General features: G+C 66.6%; 17 protein-coding genes and 2 riboswitches. Of the genes, 6 read left to right on the top strand and 11 right to left on the bottom strand.

Features of this window, described 5'->3' with window-relative positions:
- Positions 1-58: 58 nt before the first annotated feature.
- Positions 59-1,498: an FAD-binding oxidoreductase gene (locus G6N47_RS02310; RefSeq protein WP_083130486.1), complete on the top strand. Its 1,440-nt coding sequence runs from the start codon at positions 59-61 to the stop codon at positions 1,496-1,498.
- Between the two features lie 65 nt (positions 1,499-1,563).
- Here the strand turns inward: G6N47_RS02310 and G6N47_RS02305 are convergent, their stop codons facing one another.
- The 3 genes from G6N47_RS02305 to G6N47_RS02295 are packed head-to-tail and all read right to left on the bottom strand — an operon-like array spanning position 1,564 to position 4,771.
- A complete protein-coding gene (locus G6N47_RS02305) occupies positions 1,564-2,295 on the bottom strand; it encodes a class I SAM-dependent methyltransferase (RefSeq protein WP_083130023.1) in 732 nt (243 codons plus the stop codon).
- Complete coding sequence (gene metX / locus G6N47_RS02300) at positions 2,292-3,407, bottom strand: homoserine O-acetyltransferase MetX (RefSeq protein ID WP_083130022.1); 1,116 nt, start codon at positions 3,405-3,407, stop codon at positions 2,292-2,294. The genes G6N47_RS02305 and metX overlap by 4 nt, the downstream gene beginning before the upstream one ends.
- 11 nt (positions 3,408-3,418) lie before the next feature.
- A complete protein-coding gene (locus G6N47_RS02295) occupies positions 3,419-4,771 on the bottom strand; it encodes a bifunctional o-acetylhomoserine/o-acetylserine sulfhydrylase (RefSeq protein WP_083130021.1) in 1,353 nt (450 codons plus the stop codon).
- A 167-nt stretch (positions 4,772-4,938) separates the two neighbouring features.
- A riboswitch (SAM riboswitch) is annotated at positions 4,939-5,060 on the bottom strand.
- Between the two features lie 243 nt (positions 5,061-5,303).
- Between G6N47_RS02295 and G6N47_RS02290 the strand changes: the two genes are divergently transcribed.
- Positions 5,304-7,538, top strand: a complete 2,235-nt coding sequence (locus tag G6N47_RS02290) for an NADP-dependent isocitrate dehydrogenase (protein ID WP_163659532.1) — start codon at positions 5,304-5,306, stop codon at positions 7,536-7,538.
- A 35-nt stretch (positions 7,539-7,573) separates the two neighbouring features.
- Entirely contained in the window at positions 7,574-8,791 is a 1,218-nt protein-coding gene (locus G6N47_RS02285) for an NADP-dependent isocitrate dehydrogenase (RefSeq protein ID WP_083130484.1), read from the top strand.
- 68 nt (positions 8,792-8,859) lie between these two features.
- Here G6N47_RS02285 and G6N47_RS02280 read toward each other — a convergent pair whose 3' ends face one another.
- The gene (locus tag G6N47_RS02280) at positions 8,860-9,693 is read right to left on the bottom strand and encodes an alpha/beta fold hydrolase (RefSeq protein ID WP_083130483.1); all 834 of its coding nucleotides are present in this window, start codon (positions 9,691-9,693) and stop codon (positions 8,860-8,862) included.
- 82 nt (positions 9,694-9,775) lie between these two features.
- On the opposite strand from G6N47_RS02280, the gene trpS reads away from it, so the two are divergent.
- Positions 9,776-10,795 carry a tryptophan--tRNA ligase gene (gene trpS / locus G6N47_RS02275; protein ID WP_083130020.1) on the top strand — a complete coding sequence of 340 codons (1,020 nt, stop codon included), beginning with the start codon at positions 9,776-9,778 and terminating at the stop codon, positions 10,793-10,795.
- Positions 10,792-11,796 carry an inner membrane protein YhjD gene (gene yhjD, locus G6N47_RS02270; RefSeq protein WP_083130019.1) on the top strand — a complete coding sequence of 335 codons (1,005 nt, stop codon included), beginning with the start codon at positions 10,792-10,794 and terminating at the stop codon, positions 11,794-11,796. Before trpS ends, yhjD begins: the two co-directional genes overlap by 4 nt.
- Here yhjD and G6N47_RS02265 read toward each other — a convergent pair.
- The 3 genes from G6N47_RS02265 to G6N47_RS02255 all read right to left on the bottom strand — a co-directional run bounded on the left by G6N47_RS02265 (position 11,793) and on the right by G6N47_RS02255 (position 13,243).
- The gene (locus G6N47_RS02265) at positions 11,793-12,107 is read right to left on the bottom strand and encodes a DMT family transporter (RefSeq protein ID WP_083130018.1); all 315 of its coding nucleotides are present in this window, start codon (positions 12,105-12,107) and stop codon (positions 11,793-11,795) included. The two genes, yhjD and G6N47_RS02265, sit on opposite strands and share 4 nt — an antisense overlap.
- Before the next feature lie 11 nt (positions 12,108-12,118).
- Positions 12,119-12,182: riboswitch (guanidine-III (ykkC-III) riboswitch) on the bottom strand.
- A 16-nt stretch (positions 12,183-12,198) separates the two neighbouring features.
- Positions 12,199-12,576, bottom strand: coding sequence for a nuclear transport factor 2 family protein (locus G6N47_RS02260; protein WP_083130017.1), 378 nt, complete (start codon positions 12,574-12,576; stop codon positions 12,199-12,201).
- A 73-nt stretch (positions 12,577-12,649) separates the two neighbouring features.
- Positions 12,650-13,243: a TetR/AcrR family transcriptional regulator gene (locus tag G6N47_RS02255; protein ID WP_083130482.1), complete on the bottom strand. Its 594-nt coding sequence runs from the start codon at positions 13,241-13,243 to the stop codon at positions 12,650-12,652.
- A 90-nt stretch (positions 13,244-13,333) separates the two neighbouring features.
- Here G6N47_RS02255 and G6N47_RS02250 point away from each other — a divergent pair, with 90 nt between their 5' ends.
- Complete coding sequence (locus tag G6N47_RS02250) at positions 13,334-13,909, top strand: methyltransferase family protein (RefSeq protein WP_083130016.1); 576 nt, start codon at positions 13,334-13,336, stop codon at positions 13,907-13,909.
- Here G6N47_RS02250 and nagA read toward each other — a convergent pair.
- Genes nagA through G6N47_RS02230 form a run of 4 tightly spaced genes read right to left on the bottom strand, consistent with a single transcriptional unit; the run spans position 13,865 to position 16,865 of the window.
- Positions 13,865-14,977 carry an N-acetylglucosamine-6-phosphate deacetylase gene (nagA, locus tag G6N47_RS02245; protein WP_083130015.1) on the bottom strand — a complete coding sequence of 371 codons (1,113 nt, stop codon included), beginning with the start codon at positions 14,975-14,977 and terminating at the stop codon, positions 13,865-13,867. The two genes, G6N47_RS02250 and nagA, sit on opposite strands and share 45 nt — an antisense overlap.
- The gene (locus G6N47_RS02240; RefSeq protein ID WP_139799314.1) at positions 14,968-16,356 is read right to left on the bottom strand and encodes a sugar porter family MFS transporter; all 1,389 of its coding nucleotides are present in this window, start codon (positions 16,354-16,356) and stop codon (positions 14,968-14,970) included. Before G6N47_RS02240 ends, nagA begins: the two co-directional genes overlap by 10 nt.
- The gene (locus G6N47_RS02235; protein ID WP_163659445.1) at positions 16,329-16,475 is read right to left on the bottom strand and encodes a hypothetical protein; all 147 of its coding nucleotides are present in this window, start codon (positions 16,473-16,475) and stop codon (positions 16,329-16,331) included. Before G6N47_RS02235 ends, G6N47_RS02240 begins: the two co-directional genes overlap by 28 nt.
- A gap of 51 nt (positions 16,476-16,526) precedes the next feature.
- Positions 16,527-16,865: a hypothetical protein gene (locus tag G6N47_RS02230; protein ID WP_083130013.1), complete on the bottom strand. Its 339-nt coding sequence runs from the start codon at positions 16,863-16,865 to the stop codon at positions 16,527-16,529.
- Between the last annotated feature and the right edge of the window lie 6 nt (positions 16,866-16,871).

The raw sequence follows: 16,871 nt of genomic DNA, 5'->3' as shown, positions 1-16,871 counted from the left end.
GCCTGACACGGTATGCGTCAGCCCGGTTTTTGCCAGTCCCGTGGTCGACAATGCGGCGGTGGCTCGTGAGTTCTCACGCAAGACATTTCTACGCGGTGCAGCCGGAGCATTGGCCGCCGGTGCGGTATTCGGCCCGGTGCGGGCCCGGGCGGAGCCGAATCCCGCTGGCTGGAGCGGTCTTTCGTCCGCTATCGGCGGGCAGGTGCTCACACCGGGCGACGGCGGCCAATTCGCCGCGGCCAAGCAGGTTTTCAACACCAACTACAACGACTCGACCCCCGCGGCCGTCGTTGTTCCTTCCTCGGCGGCCGATGTCCAGAAGGCAATGGCGTTCGCCACCGCCCACAACCTGAAGGTCGCCCCGCGCGGGGGTGGGCACTCCTATGTGGGGGCGTCCACGGCCAACGGCGCGATGGTCCTCGATCTGCGTCAGCTGCCCGGCGGAATCAACTACGACGCCGGAACCGGGTTGGTCACGGTGACGCCGGCGACCAGTTTGCACGCGATACACCAGGCGCTGGCCGCGGCCGGCCGCGGAATCCCGACCGGCACGTGCCCGTCCGTCGGCGCCTCGGGGCACGCCCTGGGCGGCGGGCTCGGTGCGCAGTCCCGGCACGCGGGCCTGATGTGCGACGCGCTGAGATCGGCGACGGTTGTGCTGCCCAACGGCCAGGCGGTCACCGCATCGCCCACCGATAATCCTGACCTGTTTTGGGCGTTGCGTGGTGGCGGCGGCGGAAACTTCGGCGTGACAACGTCGTTGACCTTCGCCACGTTCCCCGCCGGCGACGTCGACGCGGTGAACCTCAACTTCCCGCCGCAGTCGTTCGCGCAGGTTCTGGTCGGTTGGCAGAACTGGCTGCGGACCGCCGACGCAAGCAGCTGGGCGCTGGCCGACGCCACCGTCGACGCGATGGGCACACACTGTCGTATCCTCGCCACCTGCCCGGCAGGGTCGGGCAGCAGCGTGGCGGGCGCAATCACCAAAGCCGTTGGGATGCAACCAACCGGGATCGAGAACCACACCTTCAACTACTTGGACCTGGTCAACTACCTGGCCGTCGGCAACCTCAACCCGTCGCCGCTGGGATATGTCGGCGGGTCCGATGTTTTCACGACGATCACGCCGGCCGCCGCGCAGGGGATCGCGTCGGCGGTCGACGCGTTTCCGCGTGGCGCCGGCCGCATGTTGGCGATCATGCATGCCCTCGACGGCGCGCTCGCCAGTGCGGCGCCGACGGCCACCGCGTTCCCGTGGCGGCGGCAGTCCGCGCTGGTCCAGTGGTACGTCGAGACATCCGGTGACCCTTCGGCGGCTACCGGCTGGCTGGGCACCGCACACCAAGCGGTGCGGCCGTATTCGGTCGGCGGCTATGTGAACTACCTCGAGGCGAACCAGCCCGCGTCGCGATACTTCGGCCCGAACCTGGGCCGGCTCGCTGCGGTGCGGCAAAAGTACGACCCCGGCCGAATCATGTTCTCGGGCTTGAACTTCTAAGGCACCGAGTGGCCACCTATGACACGCAAATCACCAAAAAGCGTGCAATAACTGGCCACTCGGCGCTACGACAGCGTTGCCCGCACGCATACCGTGACGTACGGCAGGGCCAGGCCGTTGTTGTTGGCCAGCGCCGGATGGGTGGCCAGCAATTCCCGAACCTGGTCCAGAGTCTTGGTGCGCACCTCGGTCGGTGAGGTGATGCAGTAGCTGCGCGACGCCACCAGGTCGATAAGCGCTTGCGGCGTCAGGTAATTCGTCCATTCGACCTGATGACGCTCCACGCCGGTGAACGGCGCCGTGAGTGTAGCCCGGCCGCGGGCGGGATCGCCGTCGCTGCCGATGATGCGGCCCAGCTCGCGCACCCAGCCGAGCCGCTCGTCGCGGGTGTTCCACACCAGGCCCAGTCGCCCGCCCGGGCGCAATACCCGGGCCACTTCGGGGATTGCCCGCGACGGTTCGAACCAATGCCACGCCTGGGCAACGAGCACCGCGTCAACACTGTTGTCGGCCAACGGAATTTCTTCTGCGGTCCCCAGCAGCGCCGGGGTGTCGGGCAGCGAGCTGCGCAGCACGTCGAGCATCTCGGGGATCGGGTCGACGGCCACCACATCCAGCCCGCGCTCCACCAGCCGGGTGGTCAGCTTGCCTGTTCCCGCGCCTAGGTCGAGCACGTCGCGGGCGTCCGTCGGCAGCAGCCAGTCGATCGCCTCCGGCGGGTACGACGGGCGGCCCCGCTCGTAGGCCGCCGCCTCCGCGCCGAACGACAGCGAGCGCTCTTGCCGGGAGCGAGTCACCGTGGCCGCACCCCGTCGGTCAGCGCAAGCGTCTGGCGCACCAAGTCGCCGACGGCCTCGGACTCCACCAGAAAGCCGTCGTGCCCGTAGATGGAGTCGACGACCTGCAGGCCCGTGCAGCCAGGCAAGAGCGAGGCGAGTTCCTCCTGCAGGCGTAGCGGGTAAAGCCGGTCGGAGGTGATGCCGCCGACCACCACCGGAACCGGGCAGCCGCGCAGCGCCGCGGCCACCCCGCCGCGGTCGCGGCCGACGTCGTGGCGGCTCAAAGCCTCGGTGAGCACCACGTAGCTGCCGGCGTCGAACCGCGACACCAGCTTGGCGCCCTGGTGCTCTAGGTAGCTCTGTACGGCATACCGGCCGTCGTCCTGAAGGTCGTTGGCGAACCTGGTGTCCAGTTCGACTTCGCCGCGATACGTCAGATGCGCGAAGCGCCGGGCGATCTGCAGTCCGGCGTCGGGTGTGCGCCCGGTGTCGTAGTAGTCGCCGCCCTGCCAGTTGGGGTCGGCCTTGATCGCCGCGATCTGGGTGCTTTGCGTGCCGATCTGGTCGGCGGTGGCGCGCGCGCCGACCGCCAGCAGCAGCCCGGAACGGACGCGGTCGGGATGGCTGACGATCCACTCCAGCGCCCGGGCGCCGCCCATCGAACCCCCGACCACGGCGGCCACCTCGGTGATCCCGAGCGCGGCCAGTGCGGCCACGTCGGCCTCCACCTGGTCGCGCACCGAGATCAGCGGAAACCTTGAGCCCCAGGGCTTTCCGTCGCGGGCCAGCGAGCTGGGTCCTGTCGAGCCGCGACAGCCGCCCAGCACATTGGTGGCCACCGCACACCAGCGGTTGGTGTCGATCGGGGCGCCCGGCCCGGCGATACCGTCCCACCAGCCGGGTGTCGGATGCCCGGGACCGGCGGGCCCCGTGATGTGCGAATCGCCGGTGAGCGCATGCAGCACCACCACGACGTTGTCGCGCGCCGGCGACAACTCGCCCCAGCGCTGCACGGCGATACAGACGTCGTCGATCACCTCGCCGTTTTCCAGTTTCAGCGAGCCGATGTCGACAACCCCCACCTCGCCTTCGGCGGGCAGCGTCTGGGTTGGCACGTCGGAGATCGTCACCTGTAGCCTCCTCAGAACGCCGCCACGGCTTGCGGATCGGCGGAGTCCCGGTGCGCGCGGGCCGCGGCGAAACCCAGCTCGAGGTCGGCCAGGATGTCGTCGATGCCTTCGATGCCGACGGCCAGCCGCACCAACCCCGGGCTGACGCCGGTGGACAGCTGCTCCTCCGGACTGAGCTGGGAGTGCGTCGTCGAGGCCGGATGGATCACCAGCGACCGCACGTCGCCGATGTTGGCGACGTGGCTGTGCAGTTTCAGCGCGTTGACGAACGCCTTGCCCGCCGCCGCCCCGCCGGCCAATTCGAAGGCCAGCACCGCGCCAACACCCTTGGGCGCCAACTTCTTTGCCCGCTCATGCCACGGCGAGCTGGGCAGCCCGGCGTAGTTGACCGACACCACGTCGTCGTGGCCGGCGAGGAACTCGGCCACCCGCTGGGCGTTGGCGACATGCCGCTCGATGCGCAAGCTCAACGTCTCCAGGCCCTGGGCCACCAGGAACGCGTTGAACGGCGAGGCGGCCGACCCGTAGTCGCGCAGCAGCTGCACCCGGGCCTTGAGCGCGAACGCCGGCGCACCCAGTTCGGCGTACACCACGCCGTGGTAGCTGGGGTCGGGGGTGGTGAAGCCGGGGAAGCGGCCGCTGGTCCAGTCGAAGGTGCCGCCGTCGACGATCACCCCGGCGATCGCCGAGCCGTGCCCGCCGAGGTACTTGGTGGCCGAATGCACCACGATGTCGGCGCCCTGCGCGATCGGCTGGATCAGGTACGGGGTGGCGATGGTGTTGTCGACGATCAGCGGCAGGCCGTGCTCGTGGGCCACCGCCGACACCGCAGGGGTGTCGAGGATGTCGATCTGCGGGTTGGAGATGGTCTCGGCGAAAAACGCCTTGGTGTTCGGCCGCACCGCCGAACGCCAGGACTCCAGGTCATCGGGGTCGTCGATGAACGTGACGTCGACGCCGAGCTTGGCCAGTGAATGGTGGAACAGGTTGTAGGTGCCGCCGTAGAGCCGCGGGCTGGACACGACGTGGTCGCCGGCGCCGGCCAGGTTCAGGATCGCGAACGTCGCTGCGGCCTGGCCGGAGGCCAGAAACAGCGCGGCCACCCCGCCCTCGAGCGCGGCAATGCGCTGCTCGACGACGTCGGTGGTCGGGTTCATGATCCGGGTGTAGATGTTGCCGGGCACCTCCAGCCCGAACAGCGCCGCGGCGTGCGCGGTGTCGTCGAAGGTGTAGGAGGTGGTCTGGTAGATCGGCAGTGCCCGGGCGTGGGTGGCCGGGTCGGGCCGCTGGCCGGCGTGGATCTGCTTGGTCTCGAATGACCAGTGCGAGGCCGGGTCGTCGTCGGTGGTGTGCTCAGCGCTCATCTGGATGCTTTCTGCTGGAAGGTTCGGGTTGCTCGCAGGGCTGCGGGACGCCATCGCAAGACGACGTCAACCGGCAGGCCTGCGTTCAGCAACTGCGAGACACGATGGGCCGGCCCAAATAGGCGCGCATCAGGTTTCCCTGTCTACTCGGGGGGCCCGTCACGGCGGACCCGCGCTTGCCGCGTAACCGGTTCTCGGCTACATCAACCTGGTCATCACCCGGGGCACCCCACCGCGGTTGGAGGGTTGCCGGCCAGCAAGCCGGGGCTTAGCGCTGGCGCTCATGACCGATTCGCAGCTTATCGCACGTCGGCGACCTGATGCCACTGGGCTATTTGGTGGCGACGCATCGCCCAGATCGACGTTTTGCAGGCAAATCGCGACAGATGGCCTGCAAAACGCCGGTTTCGGCGCCAAGCCCCGTCTAGCCCCAGTGGCCAGCAATGCTCGACAACCACCCCGTGCGCGATACTGGTCGTCGTACCCCACCGCGGGAGCCCTCGAATCCGACCCAACGCCGGGAGAGCAACCAATGAGCGCCGAGCAGCCGACCATCATCTACACGCTGACCGACGAGGCGCCGCTGCTCGCGACGTACTCCTTCCTGCCGATCGTGCGCGCCTTCACCGAGCCGGCCGGCATCAAGGTGCGGACCAGCGACATCTCGGTCGCGACGCGCATCCTGGCCGAGTTTCCCGATCACCTGACCGAAGAGCAGCGCGTGCCGGACAACCTGGCCGAGTTGGGTCAGCTGACGCAGTCGCCGGACACCAACATCATCAAGCTGCCCAACATCAGCGCCTCGGTGCCGCAGCTCGTGGCCGCAATCCGGGAGCTGCAGGAGAAAGGGTTCAAGGTTCCGGACTACCCGGAGAACCCGAAGACCGATGCGGAACGAGAGGTCCGCAAGCGCTACGCCAACGTCTTGGGCAGCGCGGTCAACCCTGTTCTGCGGCAAGGTAACTCGGACCGTCGTGCACCGAAGGCGGTCAAGGAGTACGCGCGCAAGCACCCCCACAGCATGGGTGAGTGGTCGATGGCGTCGCGCACCCATGTGGCGACCATGAAGCACGGCGACTTCTACCACGGTGAGAAGTCGATGACGCTGGACCGGGCGCGCGGCGTGAAGATGGTGCTGGAGACCAAGGGCGGCGAGACGATTGTGCTCAAGCCCCAGGTGTCGCTGCTCGACGGCGACATCATCGACTCGATGTTCATGAGCAAAAAGGCGCTCTGCGAGTTCTACGAGGAGCAGATGGAGGACGCGCGCAAAACCGGCGTGATGTTCTCACTGCACGTCAAGGCGACCATGATGAAGGTCAGCCACCCCATCGTGTTCGGCCACGCCGTCAAGGTCTTCTACAAGGACGCCTTCGCCAAGCACCAGAAGCTGTTCGACGAACTGGGTGTCAACGTCAACAACGGGCTCGTCGACCTCTACAGCAAGATCGAGTCGCTGCCCGCGTCGCAACACGAGGAGATCATCCGAGACCTGCACGCCTGCCACGAACACCGGCCCGAGCTGGCCATGGTCGATTCGGCCAAGGGGATCTCGAACTTCCATTCGCCGTCCGACGTGATCGTCGACGCGTCGATGCCCGCGATGATCCGCGCCGGCGGCAAGATGTACGGCGCCGACGGGCGGCAAAAGGACACCAAGGCGGTCAACCCGGAATCCACGTTCGCCCGGATCTATCAGGAGATCATCAACTTCTGCAAGACCAACGGCGCGTTCGACCCGGCCACCATGGGCACCGTCCCCAACGTCGGCCTGATGGCCCAGCAAGCCGAGGAATACGGCAGCCACGACAAGACATTCGAGATCCCCGAGGACGGCGTCGCCAACATCGTCGACCTCACCACCGGCGAAGTGCTGCTGAGCCAGAACGTGGAAGCCGGCGACATCTGGCGCATGCCGATCGTGCGGGACGCGCCGATCCGCGACTGGGTCAAGCTGGCCGTTACCCGGGCACGCAATTCCGGTATGCCGGTGGTGTTTTGGCTCGACGACGAGCGCCCGCACGAGAACGAGCTGCGCAAAAAAGTCCAGACCTATCTCAAGGACCACGACATCGAGGGCCTGGACATCCGCATCATGCCGCAGGTGTGGGCCATGCGGTACACCCTGGAGCGGCTGATCCGAGGCAAGGACACCATCGCCGCCACCGGCAACATCCTGCGGGACTACCTCACCGACCTGTTCCCGATTCTGGAGTTGGGCACTAGCGCCAAGATGCTGTCCATCGTGCCGCTGATGGCCGGCGGCGGCATGTACGAAACAGGGGCCGGCGGTTCTGCGCCCAAGCACGTTCACCAACTGGTGGAGGAGAACCACCTGCGCTGGGATTCGCTGGGCGAATTCCTCGCGCTGGGCGCCTGTTTCGAAGACATCGGGATCAAGACCGGCAATGAGCGGGCCAAGGTCCTGGGCACCACACTGGATGCGGCGATCGGCAAGCTGCTGGACAACAACAAGAGCCCGTCGCGCAAGACCGGCGAGCTCGACAACCGCGGCAGCCAGTTCTACCTCGCCATGTATTGGGCGCAGGAACTCGCCGCGCAGACCGATGACCAGCAGCTGGCCGAGCACTTCGCCGCGCTGGCCGATGCGCTGACCGCAAACGAAGACGACATCGTGGCCGAACTCAACGAGGCGCAGGGCAAGCCGGTGGACATCGGCGGCTACTACGCGCCGGACGCCGCGATGACCACCGCGGTCATGCGGCCGAGCAAAACGTTCAACGCCGCACTCGCCGCCGCGGGCTAGTTTGCCGCGTCCCGCCCGCTTGTACTGTGGGCTTCATGTCCAAGATCAAGGTCGAAGGCACGGTTGTCGAGCTCGACGGTGACGAGATGACGCGCGTCATCTGGGCCTGGATCAAGGATCTGCTGATCTTCCCGCACCTCGACATCGACCTGGCCTACTACGACCTGGGCATCGAGAACCGCGACGCCACCGACGACCAGGTGACGATCGACTCGGCGTACGCGATCAAAAAACACGGCGTCGGCGTCAAATGCGCCACGATCACCCCCGACGAGGCCCGGGTCAAGGAATTCGGCCTCAAGCACATGTGGTCCTCGCCCAACGGGACCATCCGAAACATCCTCGGCGGCACAATCTTTCGCGAGCCGATCATCATCTCGAATATTCCGCGACTGGTGCCCGGCTGGAAGAAGCCAATCATCATCGGCCGCCACGCTTTCGGTGACCAGTACCGGGCGACCAACTTCGCGGTGGACAAGCCCGGGCGCGTCACTTTGACCTTCACCCCGAACGACGGCAGTGAGCCGATCGTGCACGAGATGGTGTCGATCCCCGAAGACGGCGGGGTCGTGATGGGCATGTACAACTTCAAGCGATCCATCGAGGATTTCGCCCGCGCATCGTTCGCCTATGGGCTGCAAGAGAACTACCCGGTGTATCTGTCGACCAAGAACACCATCCTCAAGACCTACGACGGCATGTTCAAAGACGAGTTCCAGCGCATCTACGACGAGGAGTTCAAGGACAAGTTCGAAGAAGCCGGACTGACCTACGAGCACCGGCTGATCGACGACATGGTTGCCGCCTGCCTCAAGTGGGAGGGCGGCTACGTGTGGGCCTGTAAGAACTACGACGGCGACGTGCAATCCGACGCGATCGCTCAGGGTTACGGTTCGCTGGGGCTGATGACGTCGGTGCTGATGACGGCCGACGGCCAGACGGTGGAGGCCGAAGCCGCCCACGGCACCGTCACCCGGCACTTCCGGCAATACCAGGAGGGCAAGCCGACCTCCACCAACCCGATCGCCTCGATCTACGCGTGGACCCGCGGATTGCAGCACCGCGGCAAGCTCGACGACACCCCCGAGGTGATCGACTTCGCCCAGAAGCTGGAAGACGTCGTGGTTTCCACGGTCGAGGGCGGGCAGATGACCAAGGACCTCGCGCTGCTGATCGGCGACGACCAGGAGTGGCAGACCAGCGAGGAGTTCCTCAACACGATCGCCGACAACCTGGCCAAGGCCTTGAGCTAATTGCCCGCCGAGTGTGAATTTCGCGACGCGACACGCCGAGAACGCGTCGCAGCGTTCACAGTCGCGGTCTAGTTGGCGGCCCGGATCGGCGGCCAGCTGTACTGATCGAGGAAGTCGATGATGACCTCGGTGATCCGGCCCGGCGCCTCGAACATCGGGATGTGCCCCAGGCCGTCGAGCTCGGTCACTTGCGTTCCCTCGGGCAGGTGGGAGCGGAAGTAGCGGTGGGACCTGGGCCCGGGAAACACGCGGTCCTTCTGGCAGATCACCAGGTGCGCGGGAACCGCGGTGTGGGCCAAGTCCACCAGCCCGGGCCCCACCAGCGCTTTGAGCAGAAGCTGGAAGTAGGCCGGGCAGTGCGCGACGTCGTCGATGATCGCGTGCAGTTCGGTCTCGCTGACCCCGTCCGGTGTTGCGCTGATCGGCAGCGTGGCCAACCGGCGTGCCAGCGGCAGCCGCAGCGCCCGCGGCCCCAGCCAGCGGGCCAGCGCCCAGACCGGCATGCCCAGCACGAACTTCGCGATCACCTCGAACTTCGTCGGGGTCCACCGGCTCCAGCCGCCCGCGGGGGCGATGCCGGTGACGGTGCGTGCCCGCCCGCGACTCTCCAGCTCGAAGGCCACCCAGCCGCCCAGCGAGTTGCCGACGATGTGGGCGGTGTTCCAGCCCAGCTCGTCGAGTTGCCGCTCGACGTGGTCAGCCAGCACCGACGAGCTCAGGAACCACGTGCCGGCGTAGGGGCCGCCGTTGTGGCCGGCCATCGTGGGTGCGAACACCTCGTAGCGGCCGGTGTCGGCGAGCTGCTGGGCCACCGTGTCCCACACGATCTGCGAGATCAGGAACGGGTGCAGCAATACGACCGGTTCGCCGGAGCCCAGGTGGATCGGTGCGCGCGTCGTCATGGAGCTGACAGTAAGGTGATACCGGCGGTACCGCAAGCAGGCGGCATGCGGCCGCGCGGCGGCGTGAAAAGATCGAGTCATCATGAGCACCGCAACCGGATTGCGCCGGGTCTTCTCCGGCGTGCAGCCCACCTCCGACTCGATGCACCTCGGCAACGCGTTGGGGGCGGTGACCCACTGGACAGACCTGCAGGACAACCACGACGCCTTCTTCTGCGTCGTCGACCTGCACGCCATCACCATCCCGCAGGACCCGGAGGTGCTGCGGCAGCGCACACTCGTCACCGCCGCGCAGTACCTGGCGCTGGGAATCGACCCCGCCCGCAGCACGATCTTCGTGCAGAGCCACGTGCCCGCCCACACTCAATTGGCTTGGGTGCTGGGTTGTTTCACCGGTTTCGGACAAGCCTCGCGGATGACGCAGTTCAAGGACAAGTCGACACGGCAGGGCAGTGAGTCGACGACGGTCGGGCTGTTCACGTATCCGGTGCTGCAGGCCGCCGACGTGCTGGCATACAACGCCGAGCTGGTGCCGGTCGGCGAGGACCAGCGCCAGCACCTCGAGCTGGCCCGCGACGTCGCCCAGCGGTTCAACAGCCGGTTCCCGGACACCTTCGTGGTTCCCGAGCTGCTCATCCCCAAGGTCACCGCCAAGATCTACGACCTGGCCGACCCGACGTCGAAGATGAGCAAGTCGGCGGCCACCGACGCCGGACTGATCAACCTGCTCGATGATCCGGCCTTGTCCGCCAAGAAGATTCGCTCAGCAGTGACCGACAGCGAACGCGACATCCGCTACGACCCGGACGCCAAACCCGGCGTGTCGAACCTGCTGGTCATCCAGTCTGCGGTGACCGGAACCGACGTGGACACCTTGGTGCAGCGGTACGCCGGGCGCGGCTATGGCGACCTGAAGAAGGACACCGCCGAGGCCGTCGTCGAATTCGTGTCACCGATCAAGGCCAAGGTCGACGAATTGCTGTCCGATCCAGCGGAATTGGAGTCGATACTCGCCACCGGTGCGGCACGGGCCCAGGACGTGGCCGCTAAAACAGTCGACCGGGTCTACGACCGGCTCGGGTTCCTGCCGCGGCGACGATGAGCGTTCTCGACCGGCTGCGAAGGCGATACGGGTGGTTCGACCACGTCATGCTGGCCAACGAACGCTTCGACGAATGCAAGGGCAACTACTTCGCCGCCGGGCTCACCTACTACACGATCTTCGCGTTATTCCCGTTGCTGATGGTGAGTTTCGCGACCGCCGGGTTTGTGCTGTCGCGGCGTCCCGACATATTGCACCAGATCGACAACAAAGTGAGGGCGAGCGTCCCGGGCAGCCTGGGGCAGCAGGTGATCGATCTCATGAATTCGGCGATCGACTCGCGAGCGTCGGTCGGCATCATTGGCCTGGCCGCCGCCGGGTGGGCCGGCCTGAGCTGGATGGCCAATCTGCGCGAAGCGCTCAGCGCCATGTGGAAGCAGCGCGCCGAGCCGCCCGGTTTCATCCGCACCAAACTGTCGGATTTGTCGGCGATGGTGTCCTCGTTCGTGGCGATCCTGGCCACTATCGCTCTCAGCGCGCTGGCCAGCGCCCGGCCGATGGCCAAACTGCTTGGCTGGCTTGGGCTTCACAACGTTCCGGTGCTCGACGGTGTGCTGCGCGCTGTCTCGGTGTTGATGTCGGTGCTGGTGTCGTGGCTGGTATTCACCTGGATGATCGCCCGGTTGCCGCGGGAGTCGATCAGCTTCGCCAGCGCGGTGCGCGCCGGGCTGCTTGCGGCGGTGGGCTTCGAGCTGTTCAAGTTTGTCGGATCGATCTATCTGCAGTCGGTGCTGCACACACCGGCGGGTGCCACGTTCGGTCCGGTGCTGGGCCTGATGGTGTTCGTCTACGTCACGTCACGGCTGTTGTTGTTCGCCACGGCGTGGGCGGCGACGTCGCAGGAAAACCTGCTTGCGACACCGGTTGAGCCGCCCGCCCCGGCGGTCATCACCCCGCGGGTGCAGGTCGACGACGGCCTGAGCGTGCGCCAAGCATTGTCCGCTGCGGCTGCGGGAGCCGTTGGTGCGCTGGGTATTTCGCGGCTGGTTCGGCGACGTTAGCTGACCAGCTTCAAACCGACGATGCAGCCGACCACGCCGGTGATCAGCGCGATCTTCACCAGGGATGCGGCTTCGTCGCCGGTCAGCATGGCGTAGGCAACGGTGAGTGCGGCGCCGATGCCCACCCACACCGCGTAGCTGGTTCCGGTCGGCAGACTTCGCATCGCGAACGCCAGACCGGCCATCGACAACGTCAGTGACACGGCGAAAACCAGCGACGGCGCCAATCTCGAGAAGCCGTCAGAGCGGTTCAACGCGGTCGCCCAAACCGCCTCCAGTGCACCGGACACCACCAACACCAGCCAGGCCATCACACACCTCCACGGCGCCGTCTTGTCGCTGGCCGGGTACGGTGCCCCTCGTCCGGTGTCGATTGCCGACCGGGTCGACGATAGCAAAACCCTACGGGCGCCCGCCTTTTGCGAGTTCCGCGGCCATCTTCTCGGCGAACACCGTAGCGGCCTTGAGCGGCCGGACCATCACGGTCAACTCGTCGATCAAGCCGTCGTTCCGTCTGTGGATGAAGTCACAGCCCTGGATGTCCAGGCCGTCGACCGTGGCGCGGAACATCAAAGCCGCGGTGTCGGCGCTGATTTCCCTCTCGAAGTGAAAGCCGTCCAGCACGGTTGCGACCGCCGAGACGATGGCCGCGACCGTCTCCCGGCCCGTGTAGGGGCGGTGTGCGACGGGGCTGTGCAGCACCACGTCGTCGGTGAACAGTCTTCCGATGGTGCTGACTTCGCCGGCTTCGACAACGGCGCGGAACGGGTGCACGGACATTTCTTGGGACCTCCGGATCGGGCGTGATTCCTAGATAAGACGCCGCAGCGCACGCACATGTGACATGCCGTCGTCACGTACCGGTGAGATAGCGCTGCATCGTCGGTCCGATCCAATCGACCAAGTCGTCGACGGACGCCGAGGCGAGCGGCTCGATGCGCAGCTGGTAGCGGGCGAATGCCAAGCCCATCAGGTGACTGGCCACCAACTCGGCTCGCAGCTCAGCGTCGGCTACCCCGAATTCGGCGGCGACCCGGTTGGCGATGGGGCCGGCGAGACTGTCGTACAACACTTTTCGCGCCAAGGGTTGTATAGCGGCCGACTTCCACACGGTGAGCAGCGGCTCGAACGTGTCGCCCCGGTCCCAGTGTTCCAGGAAGCGGCGTACCAGCCTCGGGCCGATCTGCTCGCTGCTTTCGTCGAGCAGCGTGGCCAGCTGATGCAGCGGGTGTTCGGGGCCCGTCAGGGCCGACGCGGCGAACAGCCCCTCTTTATTGCCGAAGAAGTAGTAGACCATCGCAACGTCGACGCCCGCGTCGGCGGCGATTGCGCGGACAGTGGCCCGCTCATACCCGTCGTGCATGAAACGTTCGCGCGCGGCGTCGACAATGCGCTGTCTGCTCTGCTGACCGGTGCGCCACCGGCCCGTGCGGCGGCCCTCTGACATGCCCGGCAGCATACTTCAACAAGCGTTGACCTATGAGCCGCCGCGGCGTACGTTAGTTCTTCAGCAGGCGTTGAAGTTGAGGAGGACGAGATGATGGCAGGCACCCGCGAACGACGGCTGTGGTGGCGGCATGCGATCTCGGTGCTGCTGTTCCCCGCCACGGTCACGCTCGTCGTCCCGGCGCTACTCGTGAGCGGCGGCGACGTGCGCGGGCCGGATTTCGGTTCTGGGCTGGGCATCGTGCTGGCGGTCGCCGGCGTGTTGCTGATCACCGGCGGGGTGGGGATGCTGATCTGGACGGTGGTGCTGTTCGACCGGGTAGGCGAGGGCACCCTCGGCCTGGGCAACGTGATGGGCGAACCGGTTCACCTCGTGGTGCGCGGGCCGTACCGGCATGTGCGCAATCCGATGATCACCGGCGTGCTGTGCATCCTGCTGGGCGAAGCGGCGGTTACCGCGTCGGCGTCGCTGCTGGCCTGGTTCGCGGTCTTCCTGGCGTTTCAGGCGACCGCCATCCGGTTCTGGGAAGAGCCGCATCTCGCCGAACGCTACGGGGACGAATACGACACCTACCGTCACAATGTTCCGCGGTGGATACCGCGAATCTCGGGTTGGGACGCGTCAACCGAGCCACTGCCCGCCCGCCATCACGGCTGTCACTTCTAGATCCCGGTCCAGCACAACGAGATTGGCGTAAAGACCCGCGCGCAAGAGGCCGACCTCGCCGAGTCCCAGCGCGCGGGCCGGCGTCGTCGACGTCATCTGCACCGCTGCGCCCAGCCCGGCCTCGGCCGCCACCGTACGGAAGAGCTGATCCATGGTGGCGGTGCTGCCCGCGATGGTCGACGTGCCGCGCACCCGCGCCACGCCGGAGACGACGTCGACGTCGAGTGTTCCCAGGCGAAACGAGCCGTCGCCCCGGCCCGCCGCGGCGGTGGCGTCGGTGACCAGCGCCACTCGCTCGGGTCCTGCCGCCTCGATCACCGCATGCAGCACGGCGGGATGGACGTGCACGCCGTCGGCGATCAGCTCGACGGTCACTCGGGCATCCTGTAGCAGCGCGAGGACCGGCCCCGGTTCGCGGTGGTGCAGCGGCCGCATCGCGTTGAACAGATGGGTGCCGACCGTCGCCCCGAGCGCGACCGCGTGCCGCGTCTGCTCGTAGCTGGCATCCGTGTGTCCCACGGCCACAACCACTCCCGCGTCGGCGAAACGCGTGATGGCGTCGTCGCCGCCGGGGCGTTCCGGTGCCAGGGTGACCATGCGGATCGCGCCGCCGCCTGCGGCAAGCAGCGCGTCGATCTCGGCCGGCTGCGGGTCGCGGCACTGCCTGGGGTCGTGTGCTCCGCAATGCTGTGCACTCAGCCACGGCCCCTCGAGGTGGATGCCCGCGACGGTGCCCGCCCGGGTTGCCTCCGCGAGCGCCCGCACGCTGGTCAGAAGATCGCCGGGCGACGCGGTGAGCAGGCTGGCCAGTGTCGTGGTAGTGCCGTGGCGGCGGTGAAACTCGGCCGCCCGCACGATGTCCGGTCCGCTGTAGGAGGCTCCGCCGCCGCCGTGCACGTGCATGTCGACGAATCCCGGCACCAGCACGGCGTCGGGCAGGTCAACGTCGGGTGGGCGCGGCGGCAAACCGGGCCCGCAGTCGACGATGCGCGGGCCGGACACGTCCACCCACCCGGGCCGACAGACCTGCTGCCCGAGAACCGTTGTGCCGGCTGCGATCAGGGGCATGTCCGCGCACCCGTCGGCGTCTCGTCGGGCCAGCGGCCGCCGTTTTCCCAGAAGTGCCGGATCTCCTCGAGCTGGCGGCCCTTGGTCTCCGGCGCAAACCGGTAGACGAAGGCGAACGCGGCCAACGCAAGGCTGGCCAACCCTGCGAAAGTTGTTGCCCCGCCGACTGTTTGCAATATCGTCAGAAATATCGCGGCGACGACGGCGTGGGCGGTGTGGTTCGCGGTGAGCATGACGCTCGAACCCATCGAACGAAGCCGCGTCGGGAAGCTTTCGCCGGCAAACACCCAGACCAGTGCGCCGAAACCAGAGGTGAACCCGACCGTGAACATCAACACCCCGACCAATCCGAACATCGGCCCGGAACCCGTCGCAAACACACCGGTAAGCATTACATCGGCGGCGATCATCATTGCGATGCCAGTCAACAGAATTGGGCGCCGCCCCAGCCGGTCGACGAGAACCAGCGAGACGAGCACCGCGACTAGTGCGGCGGTCTGCACCAAGGCCGGAAGAATCAGCAGCGCGAAGTTGCCCGTGAACCCCATCGCTGCGAACAGCCGCGGGCTGTAATACACGATCGCGTTGATGCCGGTGATCTGGATGAAAAACCCGAGCACGATCACAAAGGCGGTGGCGCGCAGGTAAGGCGGTCGTAGCATCTCCGCTACCGTGCCGGAGCTTTCTTCCCTTAGCGCGCTGCGGATCTCCGCGAGTTCACGGTCGACATCGGTGTCCGGTTCCACCCGCTGCAACACCCGGCGGGCTTCCTCGGTGCGGCCTTTGAAGGCATACCACCGTGCGGTGTCCGGCATCCGCAGCAAAAGCAGCATCGTCAGCACCGCCGGCAGCGCGGCCAGACCCAGCATCAATCTCCAGGCGTGCAGACCGGCCAGCAGATAGGCGGCAAGGTAGCCGCAAATAATCCCGACGACGGTCGCCACCTGATAGGCGACCAATAGCGAGCCGCGGACTCTGGCCGGCGTGGATTCCGCGACGAACACGGGAACCACCACCACCGAGACGCCGATCGTCACGCCCAGCAGCAACCGCGCCGCAAGCAGCATCGGCACCGACACCGACACCGCGCCGGCCAGCGCGAAAGCCGCGTACCCCGCGGCCACCAGCACCATCGTGCGTTGGCGTCCAATCGCGTTGGCCAATACTCCGCCGGCCAGCGAGCCGGCGATTTCACCGACCACCACCGCCGTCGTCACCAGCTCCTGTTGGCCGGTGGACAGGCCGAAATCGTCGGTGACGAACAATAGCGCGCCGGCGATGTTGGAGATGTCGTAGCCGTAGATGACCCCGAGGCTGGCCGCGGCGAGACCGATTAGTAATCCCTTGCCGCTCACCGACGCGGCTTGGCGGCGAGCAATTCGTCGAGTGCGCGACCGAACTCGGGTATTCCCTTGACCCGCAACTCCAGCTCATGCAGTGGTGTGGTGGATGTTTCGAGGTAGGGGAAACTGGCGTCGAGACCGCTGAGCCGCTGCATATCAGAGGATGGTAGGTCCCCGAGCGGCAAGCCGGCTGCTTATCGGCGAGCTCAGCCGTCACCGCCAACAGAAGCCCGGCTGCGAAGCAATTGCATCACGTGATCGGGTTCGTCAGGGGTGACGCACGGCTTGACCCGGCTGCCGAGATCGAATATCAGCAGGGTGCTTTTGCCGTGCCGGCGCATGTCGAGTGGAAACCAATAGCCCGGATGTGCTGTTCCCCATCCGCGGCCCTTTCCGCTCAGCCAGTTCAGCGGTCGCACCTCGACATGACGGATTGCGTTGTAGCCGAACCGCTTTGGCCCGGCCCAGGGGAAGTAGTAGCGCCGGATCGTAACCCCATCTTCATCAAGCCGAAGGCCGCCGTCGTCGTAGAGGGCGTCAGTCACACCGTC

It is taken from the genome of Mycobacterium branderi (genome assembly GCF_010728725.1).
GTDB lineage: Bacteria > Actinomycetota > Actinomycetes > Mycobacteriales > Mycobacteriaceae > Mycobacterium > Mycobacterium branderi.
This window is presented reverse-complemented; position numbering and strand designations above follow the sequence as displayed.